This window comes from Gemmatirosa kalamazoonensis (assembly GCF_000522985.1).
In the GTDB taxonomy this organism is placed as follows: domain Bacteria; phylum Gemmatimonadota; class Gemmatimonadetes; order Gemmatimonadales; family Gemmatimonadaceae; genus Gemmatirosa; species Gemmatirosa kalamazoonensis.
Genome location: NZ_CP007128.1, coordinates 3,052,246 through 3,071,826, shown reverse-complemented (window position 1 = coordinate 3,071,826; position 19,581 = coordinate 3,052,246). Strand labels below are relative to the sequence as shown.

Genomic DNA, 19,581 nt, shown 5'->3' with positions numbered 1-19,581 from the left:
GTGCTCAGCGCGCCAGCATCGCCGCGTTCCGCTCGACCGTGCTCGCCAGCTTCGGGAGGTCGAACGGCTTGGCGACGTAGTCGTCCGCGCCCGTCTGTAGTGCCTGACGGCGATCGTCCCACTCGTCGAGCGCCGTCACCATGATGATGCGCAGCCGCCGCCCGAGCACGGGATGCGATCGCATCAGCCGGCACACCTCCCAGCCGTCGCGCCCCGGCATCATCACGTCGAGGAGCACGAGCGAAGGGCGCACCTGCTCCAGCATCGCCAGCGCCTCGTCGCCGGAGTGCGCGACCGACACAGGGTAGCCGCGCGCCTCGAGATAGCGCTGGATGATCTCGGTATTGTCGTGATTGTCGTCGACCACGAGGACCGACGGCAGCGGTGCGTCACTCATGCTTGGCGATCGGAGGGGTACCGGACACGGCGGGCAATTCCCGCGCCCGGTGAACCCGAAAGGGACGTCTCCTGCTGCGCGCCGGACGCTAGCGACCGCGCGCGCTGGGAGCAACGCCGACGACGCACTCTGGCATTTCCAGCGTCTGGCCAGCATCGTTGCAACGTACCCCGCGATGCCCCCGCGCGGGCTTCTCCTGCCGCTCCCGCCTCCGAGACGCCGATGCACCGCTCGCTTCCCGCTGCCTTCCGACTCGCTTCGAGCGCCGCCCTGCTCGCCCTCGCCGCCTGCGCGCCCGCCGCGAGCAACCCGTCGCCCGAGCAGGTCGCGCTCACGCCGACCACCACGCGCGTCGAGACGGCCGACGGTGCGATGGAGGCGCGCACGATGGCCGAGGATCGTTCGGTCGTGCAGACGATCAAGGCCGCGCCCGACGTCGCGTGGAGCAAGCTTCCCGCGGTGTACGGCGAGCTGCAGATCCCGGTCACCGGCTACGTCGATCCGGCGAAGCAGATCATGTCGAAGGGCACGCGCCTGCGCGGGCGCCTCGGCAAGCTGCGGCTGTCGCAGATCATCACGTGCGGCACCGACATCACCGGCGACGACAAGGCGAACACCTACGAGGTCTCGCTCGACGTCTCGACCGTCGTCTCTCCCGCCGCGAACGGCCAGGCGAACGTCTCGTCGATGGTCACCGCGAACGCGCGCCCGATGGCGACGAGCGGCGATCCCGTGCGCTGCGTGACCACCGGCTCGCTCGAGCGGCGCATCGCGAACGCGATCCTCGTGAAGACGGCGACGCCCTGACGTCGCCCGCCCGGCGTCGCCGACCGCTACCGCTTCCGCAGCCCCGGGGGCGTGATCGCCAGCGAGATCCCGAATCCGCTGCCGGACGCCGCGCTGTTCCCCGAGAAGATGAAGCTCCCGCGGAGCGACGTCTCCGGCGTCAGCGCGAAGTTCGCTCCCACGTCGAAGTCGAGCGACAGATAGCTGCGATCGCCGCCGCGCTCCCGCGTCCACACGTCGAGCGACACGCGCGGGTGGACGTACGGCGTGATCGACATCCCGCCCTCGAGCGGGAAGGTGTGCCCCACCGACACGCCTAACGGGATCCGCACCAGCGCCGGGCCGTCGCCCGCGGCGAGGCCGAGCCCCGCGGTGAGCAGCAGATCGAGCGGCTGCGTGGCCGTGGCCCGCGACAGCTCGCGCGCATAGTTCCCGGCGACGACGAGCAGCGTGTTCGACGGTCCGCTCGGGTCCGCGAGCCCCGCGTCGAGCGACAGCTGCGAGCCGGGCGCGAACCCTTCGCGCCACTGGAACACGAACGCGGCGCCCGACGCGGCCGCCGCGCCGAAGTTGTACTCCCGCTCCGTGGTGCTCGGCACCTGGAACGACGGATAGAACCACGCCTGCGCGCGTGCCGCGCCGAGCGGCGCGAGCGTGAGGGCGGCGAGGACAGCGAGCGTGCGACAGCGTGACATGAGCGCGTGCGCGAAGGGACGGGATGGGCGGAATCGGCGGGCGCGCCCGCCGGCGCGCGCAATCTAGAAGCAATGGCGGCCCCGCCGGCAGCGCACGGCGTGACGTGCGCCGCGCTCGGCTCGCGACGCCTCGGCGGGGTCAGCGGCGCGCGAACGCGAACGAGACGCCGAGTCCGATCTGCGATCCGGTCGGCCCGGGCTCCGGCAGGCTCGTGGACTGACCGAACTCGCTCGCCAGGCTCACGCCCAGCCGCGACGTCAGCGCGAGGTCGGCGACGGCGGCGACCCGGAGGTTCCACTTCGTCGCGTCGAGCGAGCCGCCCGTGCGTCGGTCGAGCGTGTAGGCCGGCGCCAGCGACAGCGCGAGCGCGCGCGCGTCTCCGATCCGGAAGCGCCCCCCGGCCGCGATGCCGAGGGGGATGCGGTCCATCTGCATCACCTTTCCGATGTCCGGCGGGGTCGCCGGCAGCCCGGCCACCGTACCGCTGGTGAGCCGCGCGCGCGTCGACCCGAAGCCGGCGAACGGAGTGATCGCCAGCCGCTGGTTCGCGAACTGCACGGCCCGGAGCGCGAAGCGCGCGCCGTACGCGAAGCGCGAGCCGCCGAAGCCGGGCGCCGACGCGGTGAACACGCCGGCGCCGGCCACGAGCCCGAAGCGGCCCGAGCGCGGGCCGTATCCCACGGCGCCGGCGAGCATCGTCCGGCCCGCGTCCCGCCCGACGTCGGCGCCGACCGCGAGCCCCGGCGCGGGAAACGCGCCCTGGAACACGGGAAGGCCGGGCAGCTGACCCATCGCCGGCCACGGCGCGGCCCCGAGCAGCAGTGCCGTGAGGGCGCGCCGACCGCGGCGCGCGCACGATAGAGATTCGCGAGCGTTCATCGCCCGCTCGCCGATGCAACTGTCGTGCGGCGACCCCGGACGCGGCCCCGGACGCGGCCCGGGGCGGCGAACATCGCGTTCGTCGTCCCGGGTCGTGCGCCCTGCCCCGTGCTATCGCGTCACGGGTTGCGATCCGTGCACTGCGGCGCTGCCGTGTTGTTCTGCTCGTCCACGTACACGGGGAAGTTCACGTCCTTCCCGAACGTGCCGCCGGCGGCGCCGGTGTACGTGCCCGTCGGGAACACCGACTCCGCGTTGCGACCGTAATACTTGATCAGCCGGCGCATGTCGCCGAGGCGATGGCCGGTGAGGTAGAGCCAGAACGCGCGCTCGGCGAACAGCTGATCGACGCGCCCCGCCACGGTGCCCGGATCGGTGAGCGCCGGCAGCGCCGTCGCCGTCTGCCCCGACTGCGTGATCGGCGCGCGGCCGAGGAGCGTCGTGTTCGCGCGCAGATCGTTCAGCGTCTTCAGGTAGCCGGTGACGTCGTTGTTCTTCAGCTGATTCTCGGCGATGATGAGCTGCGCCTCGATGCCGTCGGCGAGCGTGATCGGCGCCGAACGGTTCGCGTACTTCAGCGTGTAGTACGCCGGGGAGGCGCCGTCCTGCCCGATCCCCGACTGGTACCAGCGGACGCGGATGTCGCCGGTGCCCGTCGCCTGGTTCCAGCCGAGCGTGCGGAACGCGAGCCCGTTGATGCCGTCCTTGTCGGCGACCGCGAACCGCTTGGACACGGGGCCGGTGTTCACGTGCACCCCGTTGTTCTCGCGGTTGCTGTTCTCCGAGTAGGCCACCTGGTACTGGAACGTCACCGGCACGCTCGCCGCGGCGACCGCGGCCTCGGCGACCTTGTTCTGGTCGAGCAACGCGCGCGCTTTTCCGAGCTGCGCCAGGTACGCCTCGGGCGTCCCCGCCTTGGCGACGGCGGTCGCCGAGTCGAACTGCGCGATCGCGCGGTCGAGCACCTGCGTCGTCGTCTGCGGCGCGCCGAACGTCGTGGCGCCCGTCTCGTCGAGCTTCGAGAAGGCGATGCCGTTGCAGAAGTCCTCGGCGAACATCACGTAGACGAAGCCGTCGAGCGCGTGCAGCTCGGCGCGCTGTGGGTTCGACGCGTCGAACTGCGCGAACGCGGCCGTCGCACGCTCCAGCGACGCGCGCGCCTGGTGCATGTTGCGATACCACGTGCCGATGGTGCCGTTCGTCGTCTGCAGGCCGCCGGCGACCGTGGTGATGTTGCGCTGATCCACCTCGATGCGCGTCGGGAACGTGTCGATGTCGCGCAGCTCGTCGGTCAGTAGCCCGGGCATCGTCACCGCGTGGTCTGTTCCGCCGAACGCGACCGAGAAGTCGGCGCGGCCGCCGGCGTACACCACGGGGAGGCCGGCCTTGTTCGCCACCGCGCCCGGCGTCGCGACATCGACGTCGGTGACGTGCAGCGTCTTGTTCAGATCGCAGGCAGAAAGCGCGCTGGCCGCGACGGCGAGCGAGCCGGCCGCGGCGCCGCGGACGGCCCCGCGCAGCGCGCCGCGGCGCAGAAAGGCATGCGTGTAGGTCATGACTGAAGTCGTCTCCGGTCGCGGCTCAGAAGGTCAGGTCCACGCGCAGGGTCCACATGCGCAGCTGGGGCTGCGTGAGGAAGTCGAACTGCGAGAAGCCGGTCGCCGCCGCCGCGTTGACCTCCGGATCGAAGCCCTTGTACTTCGTCCACGTCGCGAGATTGCGCCCGGCCACCGTGACCGTCGCGGCGTCGAAGCCGCCGAAGCGCAGGAGGCTCCGCGGGACGATGTAGCCGATCGACAGCTCCCGGAACTTCGTGTAGTCCGCCTTCTCGATGTAGCCCGCGCTCGTGCCGCCCAGCGTGTACGCGATCGCGGCCGCCTGGTCCTCGAGCGGCGCCGTCCGGTCGTTGATCGCGCGGCAGTTGCGGATCGACGACGCCGTGCAGCGGAACTCTTCGGTCTCGTTGTACGCGTAGTTGCCGCCGCGGTGCTGGATCAGCGCGCCGACGCGCAGATGCTGGAACAGCGTGAGCGTCGGCGTGACGGAGAACTCGCGCGTCGGCAGCACGCTGCCGATGAACTGCGCCGCCGTCGACGTATCGGCGAGTACGAGCTCGCACGACGGGTCCGTCTGAGTGACCGCGGTGGTGCACCCCACGCGGCTGATGATCCCGTCGCCGTTCTTGTCCTGGAACGTGTACTTGCGCTGGAAGAACGCGCCGAGCGGGTAGCCTTCCTGGTGACGCTGGCGGCTGCCGTTGAAGAAGATCGGCGGCACGCCGCCGAGCTGCTTCAGCTCATTGTGCAGGATCGAACCCGTGAGATCGACCGTGAACTTCGCGTTCTTCAGGTCCACCGCGGTCGCGTTGACCTGCAGCTCGTGGCCGTTGTTCGAGACCTTGCCCAGGTTGACGAAGCGCGAGGTGCTGACACCGAGCGACGGCGCGAGCGTCTGCGCGATCAGCGCGTCGCGCGTGACCTTGTTGAAGAACGTGTACGTGATGCCGAGACGGTTCTTCAGGAAGCTGGCGTCGAACCCGATCTCCTGTTCGTCGGAGATCTCCGGCTTGAGCCCCGCGTTGCCGGTGCCGCCGATGACCACCGCGGTGAGCTCCTGCCCGCCGACGTTCGCTACCGAGACGGCGCTGAGGTACGTGTCCGCCTGGCGGAAGCCGGGGCGCTGCCCGGAGCGGCCGTACGACGTGCGCAGCCGGAGCTGATCGAGCACGCTCGAGCTCCCGACCCCGGGAATGCTCTGGAAGAACGGCTCCTCCGAGATCACCCACGACAGGCTCGCCGCCGGATAGTACGCGAGCTTGAAGTCCTTACCGAACGCGCTGTTCTCGTCGGCGCGTAGCGCGCCGGTCACGAACAGCCGGTCGCGCCACGCGAGCTGCTCGCGCACATAGCCGCCGACCGTCTTGATCTCCTGATTCAGCTCGTTCACGTCCTTCCCCGCGCCCACCGTGGCGAGCGACCCGGTGCCCGGAACGAGCTGCCGCCCCGTGCCCTGCGTCCAGTTGCGCCGCTCGTCGACGAACTGCCCGCCCGCGGACGTCTGGCTCTGCAGCGACGTGAGGAGGTTGCGCGTCGCCGTGAAGCTGCCGTTCGCGTTGTAGTTGTAGTTCCCGTACGCGCGGCGCGTGCGCGCGCCCTCGGCCAGGCCCTGGTTGATGTCGGTGACGATGTTCGCCGGATTCAGGTACAGGTCCGCGGAGTTGTCCGCGTCGATGCCGAGCTGCGCCACGCCGGTGAGCCACGAGAACGGCTGCCACGTCGTGTTGTTGCCGGCGATGAACCGCCGTACCGCCTGCTCGTTCGACACGAAGTAGAACGTGCTCGGCAACCGCGAGTAGAAGCCCGAGCCGAGCGTGTCGCGCACTCCGCTCACCACGCACGCCGGCGAGGTGTTCCCGGCGACGCAGTTCCCCGCCTTACCGAGCACGCCGTTGGGCACCACGCCGTAGATGTTGTTGTCGTTGTACGGCAGGCCGATGCGGCGGTCCACGTAGTTCGTCGTGAACTGCGAGGTGAGGTTGCCGCGGAGCCGGGCGTTGATGTTCGCGCGCCCGCTGTTCATGCGCACCTTGCTCGGTGCGTACGTGCCCTGCGTGAAGTTGCCGTCGTAGCTCACGAAGTACTGCGCCGCGTCGCCGCCGCCCGACGCGCTCGCGCCGAAGTCGCGCGCATGCCCCGTCCCCTGCACGCTGTAGAACGTGAGCGGGTTGAACGACATCGTCTGGTCCGCGCGGCACAGCCCGCGCGTCTGCAGGTCGAGGATGCAGTTCCCGTTGAACGCCGTCGAGCCGCTCGCCCCGTTGAAGCCCGCCGTGAAGTAGTTCGACGGGTAGTCGGTCGGATCCTGCAGCGTTCCGTACTGTCCGTACGCGCGCCACTGCGTCTTCCCCGTGCGCCCCTTGCGCGTCACGATCTGGATCACGCCGTTCGCGGCCGCGGTGCCGTACAGCGCCGAGGCGGCCGGCCCCTTGAGCACCTCGATCGACTCGATGTCCTCGGGGTTGATGTCGTCGAACCGGTTCGTCTGCTGGCCGCCGACGCCGAGCGACGACGCCGCGACGTCGTTGTTCACGCGCACGCCGTCGATGATGAGCAGCGGCTCGTTCGACAGCGACACCGAGTTCGACCCGCGGATCCGGATGCGCGAGCTCGCGCCCGGCGAGCCGGCGCCCTGCGTCACCGTGAGGCCGGCGGTCTTGCCGGTCAGCACGGCCGAGAGTGTGGGCGTCGCGGCGATGCTGACCTTGTCGCCCGGCTTGATGACGCCGACGTCGTTGCCGTTCTCACGCTTGCGCTCCGTCGCGCCGGTGGCCGAGACGACCATCTGGTCGAGGCTCACCGCGGACGCGTCGAGCTGCACGTCGGCCGTCGTCGTCTGCCCCGCCGTCACGGTGATCGGCTGCGTCACGGCGCGGTAGCCGATGCGCAGCACACGCAGCTGCGCGCTCCCCGCGGGCACGCCGGTGAGTCGATACCGGCCGTCCTCGCCCGTCACCGTCCCGCGCGTCGTGCCCACGATCATCACCTGCGCGGCGACGAGCGGCGCGTTCGACCCGCGTTCGGTGACCCGGCCCGCCACGATGCCCGTCTGCTGCTGGGCTCCGAGCGTGACCGCGCTGGCAGCGATCAGCACTCCCGCGAGCATCCCCCGTGATGCGTACCGCATGTCGGTCCTCCCCATGCCCTGTCACTGGTTAGGAGTTCGAACAGGAATGCCCGCACGCACGGCCGACGATCGTCCTGCGTGCGGGTACGTGACACCATCGACCGATCCCGTGGACCCGAAGTCGACGGCGACGGTCACACCTTACGTCACACCGGTGAGCGGCTCAGCACGAAGCTACGCGCCTCGTCACCCGACAGGTACCGCGCACCGAAAAAAAAGAGTGGGCGGGCGGCTCACCGAGCCGGCCGCCCACTCTCACCTCCGTGCGTCGCCGCGGGTCACGCCTTGCGGTCGAGGCACTGCGTGAAGTTCGGGTTGTTCTGCTCGTCCTGCGGCACCGGCAGGTTCACGTCGGCGCCGTAGTTGCCGCCCCGGTAGTGCTCGCCCACCGGGAACGTGTTCTCCGGCGCACGACCGTACTGCCGCACGAGCCGGCGCAGATCGCCGAGCCGTTGGCCGCGGCTGAACGTCCAGAACGCCTTCTCGCGGAAGAGCAGATCGAGCCGCTTGTCCGCGGTGCCGGGATCCGTGAGCGCCGGCATCGCAGACGGCTGCACCTCGCCGATCTTCGGCGGGTTCGCGCGGAGCGCGTTCAGGATCTGCAGCATCCCCGCCGCATCGCCCGCCTTCAGGCGCGCCTCGGCGAGGATGAGCTGCGCGTCGAGGTAGTTCGCGAGCGCGACCGACGTCGTCTGGTTCCACAGCGTCGTCACGCGCACGAAGGTTTTACCGTCCTGCGCCTTCGTCGTGTCCTTGCCGTTCGCGGCGACCTTGTAGCTCGCCGGCACGCGCGGGTCCTTCGCCGAGAAGAACGGGATCGCGTTCTTCACGAGCAGGTTGTGCGCGTTGCCCTCGAGCGAGTCGCCCACCGTGTAGCGGTACTGGCTCGCCGCCTGCGACCACAGGCCGTTGTCGCGCGTCGTGAGCGAGAATTGGATGTCGTACGTGAACGTCGACGGGATCGCCGCCGCGCTCACCGTCGCTCCGGCTTCGGCGATCTGCCCGAGGCCGAGCTGCGCGCGCGCCTTCAGCACGCGCGCAGCGTTGCGCACGGTCACCGTCGCCGCGTCGGTCGCCGTCGCCAGCGCGATGGCCGAGTCGAGCGACGCCGCCGCGACCGTGAACACCTCGGCGTTCGTCAGCGGCTTGCCGTAGGTGATCGTCTCTGTCGTCCCCTCGCTGAGCGGGATGCCGTTGCAGAAGTCCGAGGCCATCTGCAACTCGGCGAAGCCGCGCGTCATGTACAGCTCTGCGATGCGGCTGCTCTCGCTCGCGCGGTACTGCTTCATCGCGGCGATCGCCTGGTTCGACGACGTGCGGAGCCGCGAGAGCGTTCGGAACTCGAACGTGACGGTGGAGTTGTTGAGCTGGATCGAACGCTCGTCGCCCTCGTCGTTCTGCACGAAGGTGGAGCTGGTCGACCACTCGTCGGCGAGCAGGCCCCCGAACAGCCACGTGCTCTCGTTGCCGTTCGTGCCGCCGGCCGCCGTCGCGTCTTGGAGCCGCTTGAGCGCGCCGTAGTACAAGGCCAGCGCGCCGTCGGCGTTCTGCACGTCGCCCGGGTTGATGATGTCGGGATCGGTTGCCTGGAGCAGCGTATCGGTCGGGCTGTTGCACGCCGACAGCATCGCGCCCAGCGCGAGCGTGGCGCCCAACCCGCCGAGCGTCCACCCGCGCCGGGTCGGGATTCGCTTCGTCATGAAGGTGCAGTCCATCGTGAGTGTCAGAAGCCGAGGGAGATGCGCGCGATCCAGTACGTCGCCGGACCGACCGTCTGGAAGTCGGACGGGGCGTCGCCGCCGCCGGTCACCGTGTAGTCGTTCTCCGGATCGACACCGCGGTATTTCGTCCACGTCGCCAGGTTGCGGCCGGTGAGCACGAGCGCCGCGCTGCGGCTGCGGATCCGGCTCGCGAACGCCTGCGGCAGCGTGTACGAGAGCGTCATCTCGCGAAGCTTGAGGAACGTGCCGTCCTCGAAGAAGCCGTCGAGCGTCTTCGCCGGGTGGTCACGCGTCGCGACGACCGCCGCCTGCTCCTCCAGGCTCGAGCCCGGGTTCATGAGGCCCGCGCAGTTGTTGCGGCTCACGCAGCGGATGCGCTCCGTGTTGTTGTACGCCTTGTAGCCGCCGCGGTAGTCGAGCAGCGACTGCAGGCGCAGGCGGCGGTTCAGGAACTCGAAGCCGTTCGTCAGCGTGACGAGGTGGCGCGGCTGCGTGTACCCGCGGAACTCCGCCGTGTCCCCGACGAACACCTCGTTGAGGTTCGGGTCCGCGTTGTACGTCAGGATGCCATCGCCGTTCTTGTCGATGTAGCTCGTGATCGGTCGCGCCCACCAGCCGTACAGCGGGTAGTTCTCCACCACCTGCCGCTCGGTGAGGATCTGGCGCGGCGTGCCGCCGAGGCTGAGCAGCTTGTTCGAGTTCGTCGACGCGTTCACGCTGACGTCCCAGCCGAACACGCGCTGATCCACGAGCTGCGCGTTCGCGAGCAGCTCGAGGCCCTGGTTGCGGATCGCACCGAGGTTCCGACGGACCGTCGTTGCGCCCGTGCCGGCCGACGGCGCCACGATGGCCGCGATGAGCGCGTCGCGCGTCTTGCGCTGGTACGCCGTGAAGTCGAGGCCGAGGCGGTTGTTGAAGAACTTCGCCTCGAACCCGCCCTCGAACTCCGCGCTCCGCTCCGGCTTCAGGTCCGCGTTGCCGAGCAGGTTGTTCGTCACTGCAGGGATGTCCGTCGCGCCCGACCGAACCGCCGTCGCCGAGAACGTGCGCAGCGCGTCGTTAGGCCCCGGCTGCACGCCCGACGCGCCGTAGGCGAAGCGCAGTCGCAGGGAGTTGAACCAGTCGGCCTTCGGGAAGAAGCCCTCCTGCGACGCGAGCCACGACACGCTCGCCTTCGGATAGATCACGCGCTGGAAGTTCGTGCCGAACGCGCTGTTCTGGTCGGAGCGCAGCGCGCCGGTGAGGAACAGCCGGTCGTTCAGCGCCACGGCCTCCTCGACGAAGAAGCCGAGCGTCTTCTGCAGCGTCGTCGCCTCGGTCACCGTCGGGTTCGCGCCCGCCGTCGCCGTCTGCGCGCCCGGCGGCAGATTCTGCCCCTCGGCGATGTTCTGGTCCTGCTGGAAGTTCACGTAGTTCGTGCCGATCGACGTGCGCGTGTTCAGCCACGGCTTCGGCGTGAACGTCGCCGAGCTCGTGATGTTGACGGTCGTGTTGCGGATGTCTGCCCGGCCGTCGCCCTTGTAGCCGTCGCGGTACGTCGCGCTCAGCGGCGGTCCCTGACCGCGCAGGCGGAGGTCGTCGTCGACGCGGTCCGTGAGGTCGTTACCGACGGTCACGTGCGTCAGGTTCCACGTGAACGGGCGCCAGTTCGCGTCCGCGCTCGCGATGAAGCGGTTGACCTTCTGGCCGACCTTCTCCGACCACGTGTACGCCGGCGTCCACGCGCGGTAGCCGTGGCACGGCGTGGCCGGCGTGACCGCGACGTTGCAGTTCCCCTCGTAGCCCGGGCCGCCGAACAGGTGCGAGCCGAGGCCCGCCGTCGCGTTCGACTCGAGCGTGTAGCGCTGGGCGAGGTTGATGAACCCGGACTGCAGCGACAGGTCGAGCTTCGGGTTGACCGTCGCGTTGAGGTTCATGCGGAACGTGTTCTTCGCCAGGTTGTTCGGCCGGCTCGTGTAGTCCGGGATCGCCAAGCCGAGCGAGTCGAGGCGCTGACGCTCGAACGTCGGGAGCGTCAGCGTGCCCGTCTCCCCCTCGCGCTCGCCGGAGAGGAAGTAGCGGAGCACCTCGTTGCCGCCGCTCAGCTGCGCGCCGGTCTGGTAGCGGTCGCCGTTGCCGATCGGCGTCGCGTCCGGGTCGTGCGCCGCCGCGTACACGCGCAGGCTGTCCATGATGCACGCCTTCGTCGAGAGCTGCGGCAGCGTGCACTCGCGGTACGCCGACGATGTCGCGGTGTGCCCCGCGATCGTGTAGTTGTACGGGTAGGTGTTCTGGTCCGTGAGCAGGCCGCTCTCGCCGTACACCGTCCACCGCGCCGGACCGGCCCGCCCTTTCTTCGTCGTGATGACGACGACGCCGTTCGCCGCGTCGGTGCCGTAGAGCGTCGCCGCCGACGGCCCCTTCACGACCTCGATGCTCTCGATCTCGTCGGGGTTGATGTCGCCCGTGCGGCTGGCGTTCGACCCGCCGGTGCCGAACGCGTTGCTCCCCAGGTTGCTCGTCATCCGGATCCCGTCGATGACGTAGATCGGATCGTTGCTCAGGTTGAGCGAGCTCTGGCCGCGGATGCGGATGCGCGACCCGGTGCCGGTCTGCGTACCGGTCGTCACCACGACGCCCGCGGCGTGCGCGTTTAGCAGGTCCTCGACGCTGCGGATCGGCTCCGTCTCGGTGACCTTCGCCGCGTTGATCTGCGACACGGAGTTGCCGATCTCCACGGAGCGCTGCTCGCCCGTGGCGGTGCTCACGACGACCGGCGTCAGCGTCACCGACACGACGTTGAGCGTGAAGTCGACTGTCGCCGTGCCGTTCGCCGGCACGGTGACCGCCCGGCTCTGCTCACCGTAGCCCACGCGCAGCACGCGCACCGTGACGCCGCGCGCGGGGACCGCACGGATCGTGAATCGGCCCTGGTCGTTCGTCAGCCCGCCCAGCGTCGTGCCGACGATCTGCACCTGTGCGGCGGGAATCGGCTGCCCGGACCCCGACTGGGTCACGCGGCCGGTGACTACCCCGGTTCCTTGCTGCGCCAGCGCGACGCTCGGCGGCGCCGCCATGGTCAGCAGGAACAGCCATTTGGACCAACGCGTCATCTCCTGATCCTCCGTTCACCTGGGGCTTTCGTGACTCGCGGCGGTTCCTGCCCGCCGCACGAGGAGCGCTCCGGCACCAGGCGGCGCGGGAGCGATGGCCTCCGATCTTGGGTTCGGCATGCGTCTCCACGGACGCGGCCTGCAGCGCTGGGCATCGCCCGCCGAGGGAGTGACCGCTCGGCCGTGCGCCGGTGCATGTGGGGACCACCGCGCGCCGGGATCGGTCACACACTCACACGGGGCGCCGACGGTATGTGTCAAACGGCGACGGCGCCGGGACCGTTGGCCCGACGCCGTCGCTGAGACGTGATTTCCGCAGGTGCGCGGGTGCCCCCGCGCGGGGCCGCTCAGACCTCCGCCGCCCGCTCCGTGACGACCCGCACCTGATTGTCGACCACCTGCATGAACCCGCCCTCCACGGTGAACCGGCGGGTGTTGGGGCCGCCCGCGGCCCCGAGCCGCAGCTCGCCGCGGCCGAGCAGCGTCATCATCGGCGCGTGGGACGTGAGCACGCCCACCTCCCCGTCGAACGCCGGTGCGACGACGGTGTCCGTCTCCCCTTCGAAGAGCACACGCTCCGGCGAGATGATCGAGACTCGCAGCACGATGGTCTCCTCAGCCCTTCGCCAGGCGCTCGGCGTTCGCGATCACGTCCTCGACGCCGCCCGCCATGAAGAACGCCTGCTCCGGCAGGTGGTCGAACTCACCCTGCGTCAGCCGCTCGAACGAGCTGATCGACTCCTCGAGCTTCACGTACTTGCCCGGGATGCCCGTGAACTGCTCGGCGACGTGGAACGGCTGCGACATGAAGCGCTGGATGCGGCGCGCGCGCGCCACGATCTTCTTGTCGTCCTCCGACAGCTCGTCCATGCCGAGGATCGCGATGATGTCCTGCAGCTCCTTGTAGCGCTGCAGGATGCGCTGCACCTCGGTCGCCACGCGGTAGTGGCGCTCGCCGAGGTACTGCGCGTCGAGGATGCGGCTCGTCGACGCGAGCGGGTCCACGGCGGGATAGATGCCGAGCTCCGTGATCGCGCGCGACAGCACGACCGTCGCGTCCAGGTGCGCGAACGCCGTCGCGGGCGCCGGGTCGGTGATGTCGTCGGCGGGCACGTAGATCGCCTGCACCGACGTGATCGAGCCGGCCTTCGTCGACGTGATGCGCTCCTGCAGCTCGCCCATCTCCGTGGCCAGCGTCGGCTGGTAGCCGACCGCGCTCGGCATGCGGCCTAACAGCGCCGACACCTCGGAGCCCGCCTGCGTGAAGCGGAAGATGTTGTCGATGAACACCAGCACGTCCGCGTTCTCGCGATCGCGGAAGTACTCGGCCACCGTGAGGCCGGACAGGCCGACGCGCAGACGCGCGCCCGGCGGCTCGTTCATCTGGCCGTAGATCAGCGCCACCTTGTCGATGACGCCCGACTCCTTCATCTCGAGGTAGAGGTCGTTCCCCTCGCGCGTGCGCTCGCCCACGCCGCAGAACACGGACTTGCCGCCGTGTCCCTTCGCGACGTTGTTGATCAGCTCCATGATGACGACGGTCTTGCCGACGCCGGCGCCGCCGAAGAGACCGATCTTACCGCCCTTCACGAACGGCGCGATGAGGTCGATGACCTTGATGCCCGTCTCGAACACCTCGGTCTTCGGCTCGAGCGCCACGAACTCCGGGCTCTCGCGGTGGATCGGCCACCGCTCGGCGCTCGCCGGGATCGGCGCGCCGTTGTCCACCGGCTCGCCGAGCACGTTGAGGATGCGGCCTAACGCCGCGTCGCCGACCGGGACCGCGATCGCCGCGCCCGTGTCCATGACGTCCATGCCGCGCACCACGGCGTCCGTGGTCGACATCGCGACCGCGCGCACCGTGTTGCGGCCGATGTGCTGCTGCACCTCCGCCACGACGTGAATGTCCGTGCCGTCGGGCGCCTTCGCGTCGATGCGCAGCGCGTTGTAGATCTCCGGCAGGTGCTCGGCCTCGAACTCGACGTCGAGCACCGGGCCGATGACCTGCGTGACTTTGCCGATGTTGTGCGTGGCGACCGCGGTTGCCATGTGTGATTCCGGTGTTGGTGTTGCCTAACGTCAGTCCTAGAGAGCCGCAGCGCCGCCGACGATCTCGGCGATCTCCTGCGTGATCTGCGCCTGGCGCGCGCGGTTGTACGTGCGCTTCAGCACGTTCAGCATCTCGCCCGCGTTGTCCGTCGCGCTCTTCATCGCCGTGCGCTGCGCGCCGTAGAACGCCGCCGTCGTCTCGGCCAGCGCGCGGTAGACCATGTTGCGCACATAGCTCGGCAGCAGCTCCGTGAGGATCTCTTCCGGCGACGGCGCGAGGATGTAGTCGCGCTGCATCGCGCCGGCCTCGCGGCGCGGCGGCTCCACGGGGAGCACCTGCGTCGTCGTCGGCGGCGTGGACAGCGCGGAGTTGAACTTCGCGAAGATCACGTACACGGCGTCGAGCCGGCCGGCCACGAATTCCGCCATCAGCCCGTCGACGAGCGACGCGGCATCCTCCGCCGTCGGACGATCGGAGATGTCGGTCCGCTGCGTGGCGACGTTGCGCCCCACGTAGCGGAAGAAGCCGATTCCCTTGCGCCCCACGACGTGCAGCTCCACCTCCGTCCCCTGCTGCTCGAGGCGGCCGATCGTCGTGCGCGCTTCCTTGATGAGGTTCGCGTTGAACGCGCCGGCCAGCCCGCGGTTCGCCGTGAGGAGCAGCACCGCGGCGCGCCGCACCCGCGCCGGCTGGCGCAGCAGCGGGAAGCGCTCCGCGAGGTCCGGCGAGTAGAGCTGCGACATCACTTCGCCGAGCGCCGCCGCGTACGGCCGCGCTCCAGCGACGCGGTCCTGCGACCGCTTCATCTTCGAGGTCGCGACCATCTCCATCGTGCGCGTGATCTTGCGCGTGTTCTCGACGGACTTGATCCGACCCTTGAGCTCCCGACCCTTGGCCATGTGTCGTCGCCCTTACTTCTTCGCCGCGCCGAAGATGCCGTTGAACGCCTCGATCGCGCGCTTGAGATCGGCCTCGATCTCCTTGCTCAGCACCTTCTGCGCGCGGAGGTTGTCGCCCACCTGCGGGTACTGCGTCCGCGCGTAGTCGAGGAAGCCGCGCTCCCACTCGCGGATGCGGCTCACCGGCACCGTGTCGAGGAAGCCGTTCGTCACCGCGTAGATGACCATCACCTGCTCCTCGACCGCCATCGGCGCGTACTGCGGCTGCTTCAGGATCTCCACCGTGCGCGCGCCGCGATCGAGCTGCCGGCGCGTCGCCTGGTCGAGGTCCGACGCGAACGCGGCGAACGCCTCCAGCTCACGGTACTGCGCGAGGTCGAGGCGCAGACGGCCCGCCACCGAGCGCATCGCCTTCACCTGCGCCGAGCCGCCGACGCGGCTCACGGAGATGCCGACGTTCACCGCGGGGCGCACGCCCGAGTAGAACAGGTCCGACTCGAGGAAGATCTGCCCGTCGGTGATCGAGATGACGTTCGTCGGGATGTACGCCGACACGTCTCCGGCCTGCGTCTCGATGAGCGGCAGCGCGGTGAGCGAGCCGCCCGGCGCGAAGATCGTCTTGCCGTCGACCACCGACGGATCCTCGGAGATCTTCGCCGCGCGCTCGAGGAGGCGCGAGTGCAGGTAGAACACGTCGCCCGGGAACGCCTCGCGGCCCGGCGGACGGCGCAGCACGAGCGAGATCTGGCGGTACGCGGCGGCCTGCTTCGTCAGGTCGTCGTACACGCACAGCGTCGCCTTCCCCTCGTGGTACATGAAGTACTCGGCCATCGCCGCGCCCGAGTAGGGGGCGATGTACTGCATCGGTGCCGGGTCGCTCGCTGCCGCGACGACGACGATCGTGTACTCCATCGCACCGGCGTTCTTCAGCCGCTCGACGACGGACGCCACCGTGGACGCCTTCTGGCCGATGGCGACGTACACGCAGATGACGCCCGTGCCCTTCTGGTTGATGATCGTGTCGATCGCGATCGCCGTCTTGCCGGTGCCGCGGTCGCCGATGATCAGCTCGCGCTGCCCGCGGCCGATCGGGATCATCGAGTCGATCGCCTTGATGCCCGTCTGCAGCGGCTCCTTCACCGGCTGCCTGACGATGATGCCCGGCGCCGGGCTCTCGACCTTGCGCGTGGTGGTCGCGCGGATCTCGCCGAGGCCGTCCACCGGGCGGCCTAACGGATCGACGACGCGGCCGATGAGCGCCGGACCCACCGGCACCTCGAGCACGCGCGACGTGCGGCGCACCTCGTCGCCCTCCTTCAGCTTGAGGTAGTCGCCGAGGATGACGGCGCCGATGTTGTCCTCCTCGAGGTTCAGCGCGACGCCGGTGACGCTGTCCCCGGTCTCCGACGACGTGAACTCGAGCATCTCGCCCGCCATCGCCTTCTCGAGACCGTAGATGCGCGCGATACCGTCCCTCACCTCGAGCACCGTGCCGACTTCCTCCACGTTCAGCTCGTGCAGGTCGGCCGCTTCGATCTCGCGGAGGAGAATGTCCTTGATCTCGCCGGGACGGAGGATCGTGTCGGAAGCCATATCAGGAGAGGAAAAGAGCGCGGAGCGGAGGGCTCACGGGGAGCCGAAACAGCAAAGCTTGTGAAAATAATCACAAGTCGGGGCGCAAGACAACCGCACCCCCACGCTCGTCACGCGCTCAGGTCAGGCCGGTCGGGAGCCCCTGCACCATGGCGTTCGCGCGCTCCAGCACCGTCCGCGCGTTCGCGTACGACACCAGGGTCACCGCCTCCTCGAACGGCGCCCACCGGCACGCCGTGATCCCCTCGGCGCGCTGCGGACAGGTCGTCGCCTTGTCGCTCCGCATCAGGAAGAAGTGGCAGACCTTGTGGATCAGCCGCCCGCGGAAGCGGAAGTACCAGTCGATCGTGTCGATCGCCCCCTCCACGACGAGCGCGTCGAGCCCGGTCTCCTCGGAGACCTCGCGCACCGCCGCCCGCTCCGGGCCCTCCCCCGGCTCCAGGTGCCCCTTCGGAAAGCCCCAGTTCCGGTAGCTGTCGCGGATCAGCAGGTAGTGCGGGACCCCTGCGCCGTCGTGCGCCCCCACCACGCGGAACACCACGCCGCCCGCCGACACCTCCTCGCGAGCGCGCTGACGCGGCACGGACTCGCTCTCGGGCATCGGCGCGGCTCCGCCTTCCATCGTCAGTCCTCGTCGGCCGAGCTCTCGACCGCGGCCGCGAACTCTCCGGTGTCGCCCGCCTCGTTGATCGTGGCGCGCCCCTCGATGAACTGCCGCACGATCGGGTCCTCGGTCTCGTGGATCTCCGCCACGGTCCCCTCCCAGCGTACCCGCCCCTGGTACAGCATCGCGATGCGCGTGCCGACGGTGTAGGCGCTGCGCATGTCGTGCGTGATGACGATCCCCGTCACGCCGAGCTTCTCGCGCATGCGCACCATGAGCTGGTCGATGACCGCGCTCGTCACCGGGTCGAGCCCCGTCGTCGGCTCGTCGTAGAGGATGTACTTCGGGCGCAGCGCGATCGCGCGCGCGATCCCGACCCGCTTGCGCATGCCGCCCGAGAGCTCCGCCGGGAAGCGCTGCTCGACCGCCGGTAGATCGACGAGCGAGAGTGCCTCCGCCACGCGGAACCCGATCTCCTTCTCGGAGAGCTCGCCCTGCTTGCGGAGCCCCATCGCCACGTTCTCGCCGATCGTCAGCGAGTCGAACAGCGCGGCGAACTGGAACACGTATCCGATCTTCGACCGCAGCTTGTACAGCTCGCGGCGCGGCAGCGTGTCGACGCGCTGCCCGTCGACCCACACCTCGCCGGCGTCCGGATCGAGGAGCCCGACGATGTGCTTGATCGCGACGCTCTTGCCGGTGCCGGAGTAGCCGATGATGACCATCGTCTCTTCCTCCGGAACGTCGAGCGTGAACCCCTGCAGCACCTTCTTCGGCCCGAAAGCCTTGTAGACGTTCTTGAGCTGGATCACGATCGCAAGATACCGCTCGTCCCCAGCGGCGGACAGGACGCGCGGGGCATGCACGAACGACACGAGGGGGAGCCGGCACGCCGCCGGCTCCCCCTCGCTGTCGCTTCCACGTAGAGTCCCTTCGCCCCGCGCTCAGGCCGCGAAGCTGCCCAGCGCTCGGCCGACGTCGCCCTCGCGCAGCCGCTTCAGCGCGCGGTCGCGGAGTTGACGGACGCGCTCGCGCGTGACGCCGAGCATCGAGCCGATCTCCTCGAGCGTGTGCTCGCGGCCGCCCTCGAGCCCGAAGTACAGGCGGAGGACCTTCGCGTCGCGCGGCGGCAGCGTGTTGAGCGCGGCCTCGATCTCGTCGGTGAGGAAGCGATTCATCGCCTCCTCTTCCGTGTCCGGCATCTCGTCGGCGACGAACCGCTCGATGAGCGAGCGATCGCCCTCCGGGTCCATCGGCGCGTCGAGCCGCACGTCGCCGGTGTTCAGCGCGGCGAGCGACTGCACGACGTCGACCGACAGCCCGGTGAGCTGCGCGAGCTCCTCGGGGCTCGGCTCACGGCGGAGCTTCTGCCGCAGGATCTCGCTCGCCTTGATGATGCGCGACAGATCGGCCGTGCGGTTCAGCGGCACGCGCACCGTGCGTCCCTGGCGCGCGAGCGAGCTGAGGATCGCCTGACGGATCCACCACACCGCGTACGAGATGAACTTCACGCCCTGATCGGGATCGAACTTCCGGGCCGCGGTGAGCAGGCCGACGTTCCCCTCGCCGATGAGGTCGATGAGCGGCAGACCACGGTTCTGATACTTCTTCGCGACCGAGATGACGAAGCGGAGATTGCGCTTGACCAGCTCCTGCAGCGAATCCTGGTCACCCGCCCGGATCTTACGGGCGAGCTCCAGCTCCTCGTCGCCCTTCAGCAGGGGATAGGTGCTGACCTCGTAGAGGTACTGGTCCAGGATGTCGCGCTCCGGCTCGCTCGGCGCGATACCGGCGGGCGCGGCGCGGCGGCGCTTGCGCTTGACTTCGGTCATCGAGGGTATCCTTAGACGCTTTCGCGTATGATGTATGTGAGTGCTGCGGCGGCTGGCGCCCCGCGCGCCAATCGCGTCCTGCGATCCGGCGACCTGCGACGCCGCTACGGTGCGCGAGCGGCGGTGAGACGGGAGATGGTCCTACGCATCACCGGTCCAGCGAGCTTCGACGTCACGCGCGCGGTGCCACGAATTGTTTGCCACGCGATGACGTCACACCGACAGCAGAGCACGATGTGAGTGGGAGGCGTGATACTCGTTCGGAAGTCTACGGGCGACCCCGAATGAGCGCTGCAAGATACTGGCCCCGCGTTCAGCCGCCACCCCTTCAGCTTGACTTCGAAAGTAC

At 69.5% G+C, this 19,581-nt stretch carries 15 protein-coding genes; 1 reads left to right on the top strand and 14 read right to left on the bottom strand.

The annotated features are described in order from the left end of the window. Positions 1 to 4: 4 nt before the first annotated feature. Positions 5 to 397, bottom strand: coding sequence for a response regulator transcription factor (locus J421_RS13200; RefSeq protein WP_201773014.1), 393 nt, complete (start codon positions 395 to 397; stop codon positions 5 to 7). Positions 398 to 619: 222 nt separating this feature from the next. Between J421_RS13200 and J421_RS13195 the strand changes: the two genes are divergently transcribed. Then, positions 620 to 1,204: a hypothetical protein gene (locus tag J421_RS13195; protein ID WP_025411644.1), complete on the top strand. Its 585-nt coding sequence runs from the start codon at positions 620 to 622 to the stop codon at positions 1,202 to 1,204. A 26-nt stretch (positions 1,205 to 1,230) separates the two neighbouring features. On the opposite strand, the gene J421_RS13190 is transcribed toward J421_RS13195, so the two are convergent. The 13 genes from J421_RS13190 to J421_RS13130 form a co-directional block, all read right to left on the bottom strand. Next, positions 1,231 to 1,878 carry a hypothetical protein gene (locus tag J421_RS13190; protein WP_025411643.1) on the bottom strand — a complete coding sequence of 216 codons (648 nt, stop codon included), beginning with the start codon at positions 1,876 to 1,878 and terminating at the stop codon, positions 1,231 to 1,233. Positions 1,879 to 2,017: 139 nt separating this feature from the next. Continuing rightward, positions 2,018 to 2,671, bottom strand: a complete 654-nt coding sequence (locus tag J421_RS13185) for a hypothetical protein (protein WP_148306299.1) — start codon at positions 2,669 to 2,671, stop codon at positions 2,018 to 2,020. A 206-nt stretch (positions 2,672 to 2,877) separates the two neighbouring features. Continuing rightward, entirely contained in the window at positions 2,878 to 4,314 is a 1,437-nt protein-coding gene (locus tag J421_RS13180) for a RagB/SusD family nutrient uptake outer membrane protein (RefSeq protein ID WP_025411641.1), read from the bottom strand. Between the two features lie 25 nt (positions 4,315 to 4,339). Then, complete coding sequence (locus J421_RS13175; RefSeq protein WP_158508786.1) at positions 4,340 to 7,441, bottom strand: SusC/RagA family TonB-linked outer membrane protein; 3,102 nt, start codon at positions 7,439 to 7,441, stop codon at positions 4,340 to 4,342. 278 nt (positions 7,442 to 7,719) lie between these two features. Continuing rightward, a complete protein-coding gene (locus J421_RS13170) occupies positions 7,720 to 9,141 on the bottom strand; it encodes a RagB/SusD family nutrient uptake outer membrane protein (RefSeq protein WP_025411639.1) in 1,422 nt (473 codons plus the stop codon). A 23-nt stretch (positions 9,142 to 9,164) separates the two neighbouring features. Further along, on the bottom strand, positions 9,165 to 12,254 hold the full coding sequence (locus J421_RS13165; RefSeq protein WP_025411638.1) for a SusC/RagA family TonB-linked outer membrane protein: 3,090 nt from the start codon (positions 12,252 to 12,254) through the stop codon (positions 9,165 to 9,167). A gap of 347 nt (positions 12,255 to 12,601) precedes the next feature. Then, the gene (locus J421_RS13160; protein WP_025411637.1) at positions 12,602 to 12,859 is read right to left on the bottom strand and encodes a F0F1 ATP synthase subunit delta/epsilon; all 258 of its coding nucleotides are present in this window, start codon (positions 12,857 to 12,859) and stop codon (positions 12,602 to 12,604) included. A gap of 10 nt (positions 12,860 to 12,869) precedes the next feature. Further along, entirely contained in the window at positions 12,870 to 14,303 is a 1,434-nt protein-coding gene (gene atpD / locus J421_RS13155; RefSeq protein ID WP_025411636.1) for a F0F1 ATP synthase subunit beta, read from the bottom strand. A 36-nt stretch (positions 14,304 to 14,339) separates the two neighbouring features. Beyond that, positions 14,340 to 15,203 carry an ATP synthase F1 subunit gamma gene (gene atpG / locus J421_RS13150; RefSeq protein WP_025411635.1) on the bottom strand — a complete coding sequence of 288 codons (864 nt, stop codon included), beginning with the start codon at positions 15,201 to 15,203 and terminating at the stop codon, positions 14,340 to 14,342. Between the two features lie 12 nt (positions 15,204 to 15,215). Then, positions 15,216 to 16,796: a F0F1 ATP synthase subunit alpha gene (gene atpA, locus J421_RS13145; RefSeq protein WP_025411634.1), complete on the bottom strand. Its 1,581-nt coding sequence runs from the start codon at positions 16,794 to 16,796 to the stop codon at positions 15,216 to 15,218. Between the two features lie 118 nt (positions 16,797 to 16,914). Then, positions 16,915 to 17,397: an NUDIX hydrolase gene (locus tag J421_RS13140; RefSeq protein WP_025411633.1), complete on the bottom strand. Its 483-nt coding sequence runs from the start codon at positions 17,395 to 17,397 to the stop codon at positions 16,915 to 16,917. A gap of 23 nt (positions 17,398 to 17,420) precedes the next feature. Beyond that, positions 17,421 to 18,212 carry an ABC transporter ATP-binding protein gene (locus J421_RS13135; protein ID WP_025411632.1) on the bottom strand — a complete coding sequence of 264 codons (792 nt, stop codon included), beginning with the start codon at positions 18,210 to 18,212 and terminating at the stop codon, positions 17,421 to 17,423. A 132-nt stretch (positions 18,213 to 18,344) separates the two neighbouring features. Continuing rightward, positions 18,345 to 19,232 (bottom strand): sigma-70 family RNA polymerase sigma factor, encoded by an 888-nt coding sequence (locus J421_RS13130; protein WP_025411631.1) that lies wholly within the window; start codon positions 19,230 to 19,232, stop codon positions 18,345 to 18,347. Positions 19,233 to 19,581 lie beyond the last annotated feature (349 nt).

What these genes read in the sequence shown, in the direction of transcription:
- J421_RS13165 (WP_025411638.1), bottom strand. Translation starts at nt 12,254, where the DNA reads ATGACGCGTTGGTCCAAATGGCTGTTCCTGCTGACCATGGCGGCGCCG.
- J421_RS13175 (WP_158508786.1), bottom strand. Translation starts at nt 7,441, where the DNA reads ATGCGGTACGCATCACGGGGGATGCTCGCGGGAGTGCTGATCGCTGCC.
- J421_RS13140 (WP_025411633.1), bottom strand. Translation starts at nt 17,397, where the DNA reads ATGCCCGAGAGCGAGTCCGTGCCGCGTCAGCGCGCTCGCGAGGAGGTG.
- J421_RS13195 (WP_025411644.1), top strand. Translation starts at nt 620, where the DNA reads ATGCACCGCTCGCTTCCCGCTGCCTTCCGACTCGCTTCGAGCGCCGCC.
- J421_RS13130 (WP_025411631.1), bottom strand. Translation starts at nt 19,232, where the DNA reads ATGACCGAAGTCAAGCGCAAGCGCCGCCGCGCCGCGCCCGCCGGTATC.
- J421_RS13200 (WP_201773014.1), bottom strand. Translation starts at nt 397, where the DNA reads ATGAGTGACGCACCGCTGCCGTCGGTCCTCGTGGTCGACGACAATCAC.
- atpG (WP_025411635.1), bottom strand. Translation starts at nt 15,203, where the DNA reads ATGGCCAAGGGTCGGGAGCTCAAGGGTCGGATCAAGTCCGTCGAGAAC.
- J421_RS13170 (WP_025411639.1), bottom strand. Translation starts at nt 9,141, where the DNA reads ATGACGAAGCGAATCCCGACCCGGCGCGGGTGGACGCTCGGCGGGTTG.
- J421_RS13185 (WP_148306299.1), bottom strand. Translation starts at nt 2,671, where the DNA reads ATGGGTCAGCTGCCCGGCCTTCCCGTGTTCCAGGGCGCGTTTCCCGCG.
- J421_RS13180 (WP_025411641.1), bottom strand. Translation starts at nt 4,314, where the DNA reads ATGACCTACACGCATGCCTTTCTGCGCCGCGGCGCGCTGCGCGGGGCC.
- atpA (WP_025411634.1), bottom strand. Translation starts at nt 16,796, where the DNA reads ATGGCTTCCGACACGATCCTCCGTCCCGGCGAGATCAAGGACATTCTC.
- atpD (WP_025411636.1), bottom strand. Translation starts at nt 14,303, where the DNA reads ATGGCAACCGCGGTCGCCACGCACAACATCGGCAAAGTCACGCAGGTC.
- J421_RS13190 (WP_025411643.1), bottom strand. Translation starts at nt 1,878, where the DNA reads ATGTCACGCTGTCGCACGCTCGCTGTCCTCGCCGCCCTCACGCTCGCG.